This is a genomic window from Atlanticothrix silvestris CENA357, assembly GCF_016056295.1.
Classification (GTDB): domain Bacteria; phylum Cyanobacteriota; class Cyanobacteriia; order Cyanobacteriales; family Nostocaceae; genus Atlanticothrix; species Atlanticothrix silvestris.
Genome location: NZ_JAECZB010000008.1, coordinates 49,216 through 61,482 on the forward strand (window position 1 = coordinate 49,216; position 12,267 = coordinate 61,482).

Consider the following 12,267-nt stretch of genomic DNA (forward strand, 5'->3'; position numbering starts at 1 on the left):
ACGGGGTTCTTTATGCGGTTGCGCTCACTCACGGTTGTCTTTCTTTCTTGTTTCGTCACCTTTCTATCGTGGGCGTTTATTCCCTCTGCCATAGCATTGACACAGATTAAACTTTCTGATGTTTCCTATAAGGATTGTCCCCCAGAATTGGCACAAGGAGCTGTGATCAGCAGTGGTAGTGCGGCTGCCAATTGCTTTATTGTTACTGGCAAAGCGGAAAATGCTACTTACAAAACCGTTTATGATGCAGATATCTTCGGGCGCATCTATGATGCCAATAACAACCCGGTATTGCAAAATCGGACTCGTCTTGGTTCAATTAGTGAGGTTCCACCAGGTATCAGCGATTTTGAATTTAGAATTTCTGTACCAGCCAATCAGTCATTACCTCTGCAACTGAAGCAGTTTAAAGCTGCTGGGTTTAGCGGCCAAGTCCGTAGATAACTTGTAATTCAAATGAGCAGTCTTTTGGAGCTAAGGAAAGATTATCAGTAATTTAGAAGCCCTTAAAAATTGTAGAGACGTTTAGTTCAAAAACGTCTCTACAAATAAGCTGTGTTGGAAAAGTACAGTAATTAAAGTCCCTGTACAAATGGCAAGGTAGTCAAGCTTCTCAGTAAGTCACCAGCTAAATTAAGTGCCAAGAAGGCTAAGATAGGTGAAAAATCCATACCACCCAATGTGGGAATAATTGAGCGGAACAGATTTAGATAAGGATCGGTAATCTGGCTTAAAGCACTAAATGGTTGGTTATACCAATTGATGCTGGGGAACCAGGTCAACAAAACCCGAATAATTAGTAAATAGCTATAAATCGTTAAGAAGGTAACGAGTGTGGTAATCAGTAAATTCATGGATGGCTTGGTTTCCTGCTAAGTCTCAAAATGGTCTTATTATTGATTTTAATTTAGTCTACGCCATGATGTTTGCAGATTATTGCCGTATTAACCACCATCAACACCTTTGCTAAAGGTGAATTTTTTAAGAATCTTTGGTGAGGGAAGGGTCATTCATAGACGCAGATGAATTGCCATTGACATTACCCAGATGCTTTCGCACTTCGTCAATTGTGGCATTGAGTTGGGCAATTTTATCTTCTAGCGATCGCCTTGCCGTTTCCATTTCCATACCATCGCTATCTGAGGCTACAATTTGACGGCGTTTTGTTGATACTTTCTTAGTTCCGGCGGGGCTATTGGTCAGTTCTGATTCTTCCTCAGTTAACAATTCCCCATCACGCCTTGAAGCGATCGCCGCCCCCACAATACCACCTACTACGCCACCAACAAAGGCCCCTGCTAAAAAACCACTGGCAAAACCGTCGCGCTGACTCATACTTTACCCCCTTGAAGAAATTTTGCAACTGTTAAATTTAGTTAAGCTATTTTCCTTCCCTAGCTGCATACTAGCTTAAGTCCCAAAAATGCGATCGCCTGCATCTCCTAACCCAGGTACAATATAACCCTTGTTGTTTACGGTTTCGTCAATAGTCGCCGTGTAAACTATTAAACCGGGATACGTGGCACTCAACTTTTGCAATGCTGGGGGAGCCGCAACTACACAAACAATTCGCACCAAACTTGGATCAATACCCCGTTGTGTCAATTCTGCCATTGCAGTCATGATCGACCCTCCCGTTGCTAACATCGGATCGGTAATTAGCACTCGTGTTTGGGGGTCAAATTTCTCTGGCAACTTGTTCAAATAACACGCAACTTCCAAAGTTTCTTCATCTCGCACTAAGCCAAGATGGTAAATCGAAGCCAAAGGCAGTAACGTTTGTGCTCCTTCCAATAATCCTAGCCCTGCCCTTAAAATTGGCACAACTGCCACAGGGATCTCAGGATTAATCAAAGTTGCTGGACAAGAATCTAATGGGCTCTGCACCATCGTTTCTAGAGTCGGCAACCATTCTCGCGCAGCTTCATAAGTTAGCCATCGGCCCAACTCAGTCATCGCACTGCGAAATAATACTGAAGGTGTAGCAGCATCGCGGGCAACCGCCAGCCAGTGCTTAATTAGGGGATGGGGTGGAACATAAACACGCAATTGGGGCACCATAGCCAGAAATAGGCACTTTTATTGTACTGGAACTGAAACATCATCATACTCTTTCGCGCGTACTGCTGAGCGCTAAAATCAACACCGTTAATTTTATTGAAAATCTTTTTCATTAATAGTTGACATCTATTCTCAATCAAGGTTATATTATTATTCAGTGTTCTCCTCTCTTTAAGGATCGGCAGACGGGATTAGCCAGCGGTAGCAGGCTTGTCCCTCTTTTTTATGGAATTAAAAACAAAATATAGCGGTTTTTAATTGTATTTAATAGGTTTTTGCTGTGGTGTCAGAAGCCACAAGTTAAAAGTGATAACAAAAAATTTGTCTACCTCCTTTAATATTTAATATCTAGCAGCTAATTGGAGAATAAAGAAGATTTAGTACGTATTATTTATGCAAATCAAAGTAATATACAGTACTATTTTCTTGATTGATTTCATTTAACAGCTGATCCTATGTATCCAAACTCCAGCACCACTACTTTCTCCCTTGATCCTTTATTTGATGTGATTGTTATTGGTTCTGGTATTGGCGGCTTGGTAACAGCAACCCAGTTAGCAGCAAAAAACGCGAAAGTACTGGTATTAGAGCGCTATTTAATTCCAGGTGGTAGTGCTGGCTATTTTGAGCGCCAAGGGTATCGATTTGATGTGGGTGCATCAATGATTTTTGGGTTGGGACACAATGGCACAACCAACTTACTCACCCGCGCCCTTGAGGCTGTAAATGTTAATCAACAGACAATTATCGACCCGGTACAGATTCATTATCATCTGCCTAACAGATTAGACATCAAAGTTGACCGAGTTTATGATAATTTTTTGCAAAATCTTATTGCTTATTTCCCTCATGAAGAAAAAGGGATTCGTCGCTTTTATGACGAATGCTGGAAAGTTTTCAATTACCTTAACACTATAGATTTATTGTCGCTAGAAGAACCTCGGTATTTAATGCGGGTATTTTTCCAGCATCCTCTAGCATGTCTTGGCTTAGTCAAGTATCTGCCTCAAAATGTTGGGGATGTCGCACGCCGCTACATTAAAGACCCCCAGTTATTGAAATTTATCGATATGGAGTGTTACTGCTGGTCGGTGGTTCCAGCTGACATGACACCAATGATTAATGCTGGGATGGTCTTTTCTGACAGGCACTATGGCGGAGTCAATTATCCCAAAGGAGGGGTAGGACAAATTGCCCAGAAATTAGTAGAGGGCTTAGAAAAGGCTGGAGGTAGGATTCAGTACCAAGCTAGAGTTACGAAAATTATCACGCAGCAGGGACGAGCTGTAGCCGTGCAATTAGCTAATGGTCAAGTCTATCGAGGTAAACGCATAGTTTCTAATGCTACACGCTGGGATACATTTAATAAATTACTACCTGTAGAGAAAATACCTAATAATGAGAAAAAATGGCAACAATCATATCAAAAATCGCCCAGTTTTTTGAGTTTGCACATAGGGGTAAAAGAGTCAGTGTTGCCTACTAGAACAGAGTGCCATCATATTGTCTTAGAAGATTGGGAAAAAATGGCAGCATCGGCAGGTACAATCTTTGTTTCGATTCCTACATTGCTTGACCCAGATTTAGCACCAGCAGGATATCACATTATTCATGCGTTTACGCCTAATTGGATTGATGAGTGGCAGGGACTGTCTGCAAGTGAGTATGAGGCGAAGAAAGAAGAAGCAGCTTGGCAGATAATTGACCGACTAGAGAAAATTTTTCCTGGTTTAGATGCTGGCTTAGATTATTTGGAAGTAGGAACCCCTCGTACTCATCGCCGTTTTTTGGGGCGAGAGGATGGAACTTATGGGCCGATTCCTCGGCACAAGCTACGAGGATTATTGGGAATGCCCTTTAATCGCACAGCTATCCCCGGACTTTATTGTGTGGGTGATAGTACCTTTCCTGGTCAGGGCTTAAATGCAGTGGCATTTTCTGGATTTGCCTGCGCCCACCGCATTGCTGTTGATTTAGGATTTTAGAGTATTAAAAATAATGGCGTTGCATAGTTGTGGGATGAATTGAGATTTTCGACCAGGGGCAAAGGTAGATTCTTTGCGTTTTTGCGCGACAGTCGCTACAAGTCGGCAAAGCCGACGACAGTCGCCTCAAGTCGGGAAACCCCGAAGTTGCTCCACTTGGGCAAAGCCCAAGACCGCACTTCTCTTCGCCCACGGCGCTGTCTGCCCAACGCGCTGCCTGGCCTTTGCGTGAGGCAAAAATCATCTCATCATTCAGCAACGCTAAAATAATAATTTAAAAATTCAAGTTTTGAAGTTAATTTGATAATTTCTGAACAATGTAAAAGATATAACCATAATAATCAAAATATTTTCGATATAAATCAATTTCAAATTGTGCCATATTAACTACTTCCAGAGCTTCTGCATCATCGTGGTAATGTTTTTGCATTATCTGTAATCTTTTTTCAAGAGGATTATAGTAGTCATTCCACCAAGATGACTCAGGTAGTACAAAATAGTCAATAATCTTGTATTTACAATTTTGGATAATTTGCAGATTACCTTCAATGTTTTGCATGGCAGGATAACCCGTATTCCAAAATTCTTTGAGTTCGTCTGGTGGATATGGTTTAAGCCATGTTATTTCGGAAGCAGCCAAGTAACCTTCCAGTTTGAGCAAGGGTCTCCACTGCTTCAGCCCATTTTCAAACCCGATAATATAAATTGCACCTTCAACCCAAATAATGTCAAAGTTTGTATTAAGGAAATCAAGTGCAAACATATCAGCATTGATGACTTCAATTTGGTCTGACAACCCTTTATGAAAGACTTTTTGTTTCAGTTCATCGACATAAACAGGATGATTATCGATAGCAGTAATTTTTCCATTTATCAGGCTAGCTAAATCAAAAGTCTGAATGCCTGGGCCACAGCCAATATCCAAAATATTTGGATTTTGTGGCAAATCAATCATTTTAAGAAAAGCATTTTTTGTAGATTCAGAACTACCAGGGCCTTCTCTGGGAAGACTCTGATGAATTTGGAAAAAAATTTCTGTTTGCTTGTCGTTCATACCTACTGAACCTCATGGTCTGTAGTAAAGGTTTGAATTATTAAAATCCTGGCTACAAACTTTTGTTTATTTACTGCTTACTACCAATAAAATAAAATTGACTAGATGATTGTGATTTTACTGGCTGCTTTTGTAGCCTTTGCTCTTGCCTCTTGTACATCAGCACCTTTAGCTAAAGCTACCCCCATGCGGCGATAAGGATGAGCGCTGGGTTTACCAAAAAGTCTAATATCTACATCTTTTTCGGATAAAGCATCAGCGACACCTGTAAATGCAATAGAGTCTGATTTTTCAGAGGCTAAAATAACGGCACTGGCTGATGCTTTTAATAGTTCTATATGGGGAATGGGTAAGCCTAAAATTGCTCTGAGGTGCAGTTCAAATTCATTGAGATTTTGTGAGATTAATGTCACTATTCCCGTATCATGGGGTCTAGGGGAAAGCTCAGAAAAAATTACTTCATCTTTAGTGATGAAAAATTCAACACCAAAAATCCCGGCTCCACCCAAAGCATCGGTGACTTTTTGAGCTATTTGTTGAGATTGTAATATTTTGTCTTCAGAAATAGCTGCTGGTTGCCACGACTCTTGATAATCTCCTCTTTCTTGACGATGACCAATAGGAGAACAAAAGATTGTCGGTGCATTCCACTGTTTAATTGTCAATAAAGTGATCTCGATTTCAAAGTTGATAAATTCTTCAACGATCACTTTTTGACTATCACCTCTAGAATTAGCGATCGCATAATTCCAAGCTTTCTCTACTTCACTCGTAGATGATACTACAGATTGACCTTTACCAGAAGATGACATTACAGGTTTAACCACATTAGGAAACCCTACCTCATGAGAAATAGTAATCAATTCTGCTAAAGTTTCTGCATACCCATATTTAGCAGTTCTAATGCCTAATTCTTGATGTGCTAATTCCCTAATTCTGTCACGATTCATTGTATAGTTAGTTGCTGTGGCAGTGGGGATAACTGTAATTCCTCTTTGCTCAAATTCTAGCAATTTTTCAGTTCTAATAGCTTCAATTTCTGGTACAATAAAGTCAGGCTGGTACTCCGTTACTACAGCTTCTAAACCATCAGCACTCAGCATAGAAATCACTTCAGAACAGTCAGCCACTTGCATAGCTGGAGCATCGGCATAGCGGTCAACAGCAATTACATAATTTCCCAAGCGTTGAGCCGCAATTACAAATTCTTTACCTAGTTCTCCTGAACCTAGCAGCATCAATTTTTTGGGTAATTTAATCGAATTATTCATTAATTTATGCAGATTAATTTTAATTAATTCAATGTTTTGTATTTTAATTAATCATCTACTGAAAAGTTAAACTTGGCTCCCCGCGTTTGTAAATATTTACGTTGCAATTCAGTCAAACCTATACCCAAGCCGAACTCACATCCATCTACCAGAGCATCTAACCAAATAGTCTCATTCAGGGTTGCATCACTTAAATTGGCATTTCTCATGTCGGCTTTGGTAAAATTTACAAATAATAAGTCTGCATTGACTAAACTAGTTTTTTGCAAATTGGCTGCTGATAAATTTCCTCGAATAAAATTGACTTCATCTAAAACTAAACCAGATAAATCTGCTCCGGCTAAATTTGGAAATTTTAGCTGGTTGGGATTTTGAAAAAATCGCATTATGCAGGTTATGTTTGCTTCATTAAGGCGCATTTGAGTTAAAAAGTCATAACGACCTATACCCAGCGCTTGTAGAGTTTGTAGACGTTTTAAGGGACTTTGTTCTAAAAACTGGATAGCAGTAGAACGGAGGTTTTGAATTGGACTATTGAGCATAATTTAAGAATCAATTTCAGCTAACTCTAACCAGCGTTCAGTAGCCACATCAATAGCTTGTTTAAGTTCTTCCACTTGTTCGTAGAGTTTTTGGACTTGGCTATAATTTCCAGGAGGAACACTCGTCATTGCTTTTTCTGCTGCTACTTTATCAGCTTCTAACTGAGCAATTTTACCTTCTAATTGTTCAAATTCCCGCTTTTCCCAATTGGATAATCCACGCCGCTTTTTATTTTCTGTATCCTTGGGAACAGAGGCAACTTTGTCTTCAGCAAGATTTTTGGATTTATCTTTATTATTAGTAGCTTGCTGCTGTTTTTCTTCCTCTTCTTCGGCTTTCTTATAATCTAGATAAACTGAATAATTACCTGGATATTGCCGTAAATTACCACCTGCTTCTAAGGCAAAAATTGTGTCTACAGTGCGGTCTAAAAAGTAGCGATCGTGAGAAACTGTAATTACACACCCCGCAAAATCTTCTAAATAATCTTCTAGTATTGCTAGTGTCTGCACATCCAAATCATTGGTAGGTTCATCTAAAATTAAAACATTGGGCGCACTAATCAGAATACGCAATAGAAATAAACGTCGCTTTTCTCCACCAGAAAGTTTATGGATGGGAGCATACTGCTGGTTCCCAGGAAATAGAAAACGCTCCAACATTTGAGAGGCTGAAATTTGAGTGCCATCGGCAATCTTGACAAATTCGCCTTCTTCTTTAATGTAATCAATCACGCGCTGATTTTCGTCTAAAGCTGTGAGTAATTCCTCAGAATGCTGGTCAAAATAACCGATATGAATGGTAGTACCAATTTCCACACTACCAGCATCTGGTTGAACACGCCCAGTGATAATATCCATCAAAGTAGATTTACCTGCACCGTTACCACCAATAATGCCAATGCGGTCTTCAGGACTAAATTCGTAGGTAAAGTTATTAATTAGAGTCCGGCCATCGTAGGCTTTAGAAATATTATTTAGTTCAATAACTTTTTTACCGATGCGGCGACCAACTGTAGAAATATCAACTTTCCCCTGAGCTTGTTTAAACTCAGTGTCTCGCATGGCGTGAACGCGCTCAATTCTAGCTTTTTGTTTTGTACTTCGAGCTTTTGGGCCGCGGCTTAACCATTCTAATTCACGCCGCAATACACCCTGATGTTTACGTTGACTACTAATGGCAGATTCTTCAGCTAAAGCTTTTTTTTCCAGGTAGTATGAATAATTCCCCGCGTAAGTAAAAATATCACCTCGGTCAATTTCTATAATGCGATTTGTCACCCTATCCAAAAAATAGCGGTCATGGGTTATGAGTAATAGTGCGCCACGAAAGCGATTTAAATAACTTTGTAACCATTCCACAGAAAGAGCATCAAGATGGTTTGTTGGCTCATCCATGAGTAGAACATCTGGTTCTGATAGCAAAGCTGTTGCTAAAGCAATGCGCTTACGATAACCTCCAGATAAGGTACTGATTACGGCATCAAAGTCAAAAATTCCTAACTTACTAAGGATAATTTTGGCATTGGTTTCGAGTTCCCAAGCGCCAGTTGTTTCCATCTCCTGCATAACCACAGAAAGGCGGGACATAAGCTGCTTATCTTCTGGGTAGTGAGTCAGTTTATCTGTGAGTTCTTCGTACTCACGTACCAGAGACATGTGTTCACCACTGTCAGCGAAAATTTGTTCTAAAACTGTACGATTTTCATCTAAATCTGGCTGCTGAGGCAAGTAAATGATTTTAGAACCAGAAGTACATAAAATCTGACCACTATCGATTGATTCCAGACCAGCGATCATTTTTAATAAAGTAGATTTGCCAGATCCATTAGTACCAATTAAACCAACTTTATCAGTAGCATCAAGACTAAAACTAGCATTTGTTAATATTTCTTTGATTCCAAAGTCTTTTTTTACCGATTGTAGCGTAATAATACTCATAAAATTAGTTATTGTTAATTGTTAATTAGCTAGTAGGTAAGGCATACTCCCTACCTACACAGCCAAATTTTAGACAAATAAATCGAGTGGTAAATGTCCATACATTTCGTTAATTCCTCCTTCGTCGTAAGACTGGCAAGACACTAATACTCCACGATGATGTCCGGCGTAGGAATCGAGGTAACACAAACCATTTTTACCATTCAATTTGATATAAACTGGCCCTTCAGGTGTAGCTAAATCACCTGGAACTCCATAACCAAAGGCATGAGAGTAAGTTCTCATCGCTATTATTCCTTCTTCAGCTGTATCAGCGCAAATTCCTAATATTTGGTAATCAGAGAGGCTAGTAATTAAAATTAAGGCCTTACGGGTTATAGCTTTTTCTGATGGTTTAAGGATAGGTGCTATATCTAAACAGTTGAATTTATTCAGGATTTTTTTGGCTTCTGCGGTTGTGAGATTCTGATGATTAGGGGTCGACATAAATTAGTTTATTATTTCCTTGGTTTTACTTTTGTGTCTCAGGTGGGTTATACCCACCTTTTTTGTATTATTTACTCAAGTTATGGCTGATTGGGAATATTCCCTAAGTTGAAAATAAAAGGGACACTACCTTTTGAGTCACCACCCATTACTAAGACTTTTGGCATTTGGGCACCGCCTGTTTTCCATGCTTCAATTGCTTCTTTTTGCAGAACTAGTTGCCCGCCTTGAGCTTTGAGAGTTTCTGCTAAGAGTCTTTGAGCTTCTGCTTTACCTTTAGCCCGATTAACTTCTGCCTGGGCTTCTTGCTCAGCTTCTCGTGCTACATAAACGGCTCTTTGGGCACGTTGTTCAGCTATTTGTTTTTCTTCTACGGCTCTGGCAAATTCTGGTGAAAAAGTCAAGTCAACTACACTAGTATCTAGTACAATTATCCCATATTTATCTAAGCGATCGCCTAAAGCATTATCGAAGTCTTCTTTTAATTCACTTCTTTTGGTAATGGCTTCTTCGACTGTGCGTCTAGCCGCTGCGATTTTGAATGCTTCTTGAGTCTGGGGGGCAATAATTTTTGAGACAATATTTGCTAAGGTTCCTTGTTTTCTTCTCACCTGAACTACTTGTACAGGATCAAGACGAAAGTTAATAGCAAATCTCGCAGATAAATTTTGCAAGTCCTTAGTAGAACTTTCTGCTGGAACTTCAAATTTTTGCACCGTCAAATCATACACATCTATTACTGATATAAAAGGTGGTTTTACATGAATTCCCTCCAACAAAGCACCGTCTCTCGCTTTACCTAAGATGCTGATTACTCCTGCTTGTCCTGGGTTGATAATAATAAAGGAATTTAGCCCAAATAGCACAATTATTGCTAACACAATTCCTAAAACTGTAGTTTGCCAATTCCCCAATTGCTGATTTTTCAAGGTTTTATCTCCTTTTGCATCTTTAGGCAACTCCTGTACTATGGTGACACGTTATCTGCCTACGCAGGTTCAAGGCTACAAAAGTAAGATGCTTCTCTTGATCGTGGTAGTATCAGTTTTACGCAACTGTAAATGGCTGTGGCTCAAGCATTTAAATTTCATCCAATAATGAAAAAACGTAGACATTCAGTGCATCCTCTCCAGCGCCTGCTTGACTACGGACATCAGTATCGTCAGCAAATTTGGCTGGCTACTGGTTGTTCTATCCTTAATAAACTTTTTGACTTAGCACCGCCGGCATTAATTGGGATTGCAGTAGATGTAGTGGTCAAACAGCAGGATTCTATCATTGCTCAGTTGGGAGTTAAAGATGTCTTTGGGCAGTTTTTGATTCTTTCTTTCCTCACTGTGATTGTTTGGATACTAGAATCGATTTTTGAGTACGCTTACGCCCGACTTTGGCGCAATTTGGCACAGAATGTCCAGCATAACTTACGTTTGGATGCCTACAAGCATTTGCAAGAGTTGGAATTGGCTTATTTTGAAGAACGCAGCACTGGCGGTTTAATGTCCATCCTCAGTGATGATATTAACCAACTAGAACGATTTTTAGACGTGGGAGCGAATGATCTCATCCAAGTTGCTACAACTGTCGTCATTATTGGCGGTGCTTTCTTCGTTTTGGCTCCTAGTGTAGCGTGGATGGCCTTGTTGCCGATGCCGTTTATTCTTTGGGGTTCGTTAGCTTATCAACAGTTGCTTGCACCTCGCTACGCTGATGTTAGAGAAAAAGTAGGTTTCCTCAACTCGCGTTTATCCAATAATATCAGCGGTATTACTACTATTAAAAGCTTTACAGCCGAAACTTATGAAGCGTCACGTTTAAAAATAGAAAGTGAAGGTTATCGCCGCAGTAACACTAAAGCGATTAGGCTTTCAGCTGCCTTTGTACCATTAATCCGGATGCTAATTTTGGTGGGGTTCACCGCATTATTATTATATGGAGGTATGGCAGCAGTTGCAGGCAAAATGTCTGTTGGCACTTACAGTGTATTAATATTTTTAATTCAGCGCTTGTTGTGGCCTTTAACAAGATTAGGTGATACCTTTGACCAATATCAAAGGGCGATGGCTTCTACTAGTCGAGTGATGAATTTATTGGATACTCCCATCGCTATTCATACAGGAGATATCGCTTTACCAATTGAGCAAGTACGCGGCGAAGTGCAATTTAAAAATGTCACTTTTGCCTATCAAGATAGATTTCCTGTAGTCGTAAATCTATCATTAGATATTCCCGCAGGCAAAACCATTGCCATTGTTGGTTCAACTGGTTCAGGTAAAAGTACTTTAGTCAAATTGTTATTGCGGTTGTATGAAGTCAAAAGGGGAATGATTACCCTAGATGGGATCGAAATACAAGATTTGAAATTACAGGATTTACGCCGTTGCATTGGTTTGGTGAGTCAGGATGTATTTTTATTTCATGGCACAGTAGCAGAAAATATTGCTTATGGCAGCTTTAATGCTAGCGAACCAGAAATCATCATGGCAGCAAAAGTGGCTGAAGCTCACGAATTTATTATGGAATTGCCCCAAGGTTATGAGACAATTGTGGGAGAAAGAGGGCAAAAGTTATCTGGTGGACAAAGACAAAGAATTGCGATCGCTCGTGCAGTATTGAAGAATCCACCCATTTTGATTTTAGATGAAGCCACTTCAGCAGTAGATAACGAAACAGAAGCAGCTATCCAGCGATCGCTCGAACGAATTACAGTAGATAGAACTACAATTGCGATCGCTCATCGTCTTTCTACTATCCGCAATGCTGATTGTATTTATGTCATGGAACATGGGAAATTAGTAGAGTCGGGAACCCATGAACAACTGTTAGAGCAAGATAGTATTTACGCTAGTCTCTGGCGTGTACAAAGCGGATTGAAATAGGATCATGTATTTAAATTACGAATTACCCTTCGGGTGACGCTCGCAAGCTCG

The 12,267-nt window shown here is 39.9% G+C and carries 12 protein-coding genes; 3 read left to right on the top strand and 9 right to left on the bottom strand.

Annotated features, from left to right (window positions below; translation table 11 throughout):
- The first annotated feature begins 12 nt into the window (after positions 1-12).
- A complete protein-coding gene (locus tag I8751_RS05885; protein ID WP_214438243.1) occupies positions 13-444 on the top strand; it encodes a biotin carboxylase in 432 nt (143 codons plus the stop codon).
- A 131-nt stretch (positions 445-575) separates the two neighbouring features.
- Here I8751_RS05885 and I8751_RS05890 read toward each other — a convergent pair whose 3' ends face one another.
- The 3 genes from I8751_RS05890 to upp all read right to left on the bottom strand — a co-directional run bounded on the left by I8751_RS05890 (position 576) and on the right by upp (position 2,061).
- On the bottom strand, positions 576-854 hold the full coding sequence (locus I8751_RS05890) for a YggT family protein (RefSeq protein ID WP_214438244.1): 279 nt from the start codon (positions 852-854) through the stop codon (positions 576-578).
- Between the two features lie 127 nt (positions 855-981).
- Complete coding sequence (locus I8751_RS05895) at positions 982-1,335, bottom strand: hypothetical protein (RefSeq protein ID WP_214438245.1); 354 nt, start codon at positions 1,333-1,335, stop codon at positions 982-984.
- 75 nt (positions 1,336-1,410) lie between these two features.
- Positions 1,411-2,061 carry a uracil phosphoribosyltransferase gene (upp, locus tag I8751_RS05900; protein WP_214438246.1) on the bottom strand — a complete coding sequence of 217 codons (651 nt, stop codon included), beginning with the start codon at positions 2,059-2,061 and terminating at the stop codon, positions 1,411-1,413.
- A gap of 455 nt (positions 2,062-2,516) precedes the next feature.
- Here upp and crtH point away from each other — a divergent pair, with 455 nt between their 5' ends.
- Positions 2,517-4,046, top strand: a complete 1,530-nt coding sequence (gene crtH / locus I8751_RS05905) for a carotenoid isomerase (RefSeq protein WP_214438247.1) — start codon at positions 2,517-2,519, stop codon at positions 4,044-4,046.
- A gap of 295 nt (positions 4,047-4,341) precedes the next feature.
- Here the strand turns inward: crtH and I8751_RS05910 are convergent, their stop codons facing one another.
- The 6 genes from I8751_RS05910 to I8751_RS05935 form a co-directional block, all read right to left on the bottom strand.
- Positions 4,342-5,100: a class I SAM-dependent methyltransferase gene (locus I8751_RS05910; RefSeq protein WP_214438248.1), complete on the bottom strand. Its 759-nt coding sequence runs from the start codon at positions 5,098-5,100 to the stop codon at positions 4,342-4,344.
- A 101-nt stretch (positions 5,101-5,201) separates the two neighbouring features.
- Positions 5,202-6,371 carry a formate-dependent phosphoribosylglycinamide formyltransferase gene (purT, locus tag I8751_RS05915; protein ID WP_214438249.1) on the bottom strand — a complete coding sequence of 390 codons (1,170 nt, stop codon included), beginning with the start codon at positions 6,369-6,371 and terminating at the stop codon, positions 5,202-5,204.
- 47 nt (positions 6,372-6,418) lie between these two features.
- Positions 6,419-6,913 (bottom strand): pentapeptide repeat-containing protein, encoded by a 495-nt coding sequence (locus I8751_RS05920; protein WP_214438250.1) that lies wholly within the window; start codon positions 6,911-6,913, stop codon positions 6,419-6,421.
- Positions 6,914-6,916: 3 nt separating this feature from the next.
- The gene (locus tag I8751_RS05925; protein ID WP_214438251.1) at positions 6,917-8,854 is read right to left on the bottom strand and encodes an ABC-F family ATP-binding cassette domain-containing protein; all 1,938 of its coding nucleotides are present in this window, start codon (positions 8,852-8,854) and stop codon (positions 6,917-6,919) included.
- 69 nt (positions 8,855-8,923) lie between these two features.
- Entirely contained in the window at positions 8,924-9,340 is a 417-nt protein-coding gene (locus I8751_RS05930) for a DUF1824 family protein (protein WP_214438252.1), read from the bottom strand.
- An 80-nt stretch (positions 9,341-9,420) separates the two neighbouring features.
- Positions 9,421-10,269, bottom strand: a complete 849-nt coding sequence (locus I8751_RS05935; RefSeq protein WP_214438253.1) for a prohibitin family protein — start codon at positions 10,267-10,269, stop codon at positions 9,421-9,423.
- A 168-nt stretch (positions 10,270-10,437) separates the two neighbouring features.
- Here I8751_RS05935 and I8751_RS05940 point away from each other — a divergent pair, with 168 nt between their 5' ends.
- Positions 10,438-12,216, top strand: a complete 1,779-nt coding sequence (locus I8751_RS05940; protein ID WP_225893983.1) for an ABC transporter ATP-binding protein — start codon at positions 10,438-10,440, stop codon at positions 12,214-12,216.
- Positions 12,217-12,267 lie beyond the last annotated feature (51 nt).

Coding starts and splice junctions, on each gene's coding strand:
- I8751_RS05885 (WP_214438243.1), top strand. CDS start 13: ATGCGGTTGCGCTCACTCACGGTTGTCTTTCTTTCTTGTTTCGTCACC.
- I8751_RS05890 (WP_214438244.1), bottom strand. CDS start 854: ATGAATTTACTGATTACCACACTCGTTACCTTCTTAACGATTTATAGC.
- I8751_RS05895 (WP_214438245.1), bottom strand. CDS start 1,335: ATGAGTCAGCGCGACGGTTTTGCCAGTGGTTTTTTAGCAGGGGCCTTT.
- upp (WP_214438246.1), bottom strand. CDS start 2,061: ATGGTGCCCCAATTGCGTGTTTATGTTCCACCCCATCCCCTAATTAAG.
- crtH (WP_214438247.1), top strand. CDS start 2,517: ATGTATCCAAACTCCAGCACCACTACTTTCTCCCTTGATCCTTTATTT.
- I8751_RS05910 (WP_214438248.1), bottom strand. CDS start 5,100: ATGAACGACAAGCAAACAGAAATTTTTTTCCAAATTCATCAGAGTCTT.
- purT (WP_214438249.1), bottom strand. CDS start 6,371: ATGAATAATTCGATTAAATTACCCAAAAAATTGATGCTGCTAGGTTCA.
- I8751_RS05920 (WP_214438250.1), bottom strand. CDS start 6,913: ATGCTCAATAGTCCAATTCAAAACCTCCGTTCTACTGCTATCCAGTTT.
- I8751_RS05925 (WP_214438251.1), bottom strand. CDS start 8,854: ATGAGTATTATTACGCTACAATCGGTAAAAAAAGACTTTGGAATCAAA.
- I8751_RS05930 (WP_214438252.1), bottom strand. CDS start 9,340: ATGTCGACCCCTAATCATCAGAATCTCACAACCGCAGAAGCCAAAAAA.
- I8751_RS05940 (WP_225893983.1), top strand. CDS start 10,438: ATGAAAAAACGTAGACATTCAGTGCATCCTCTCCAGCGCCTGCTTGAC.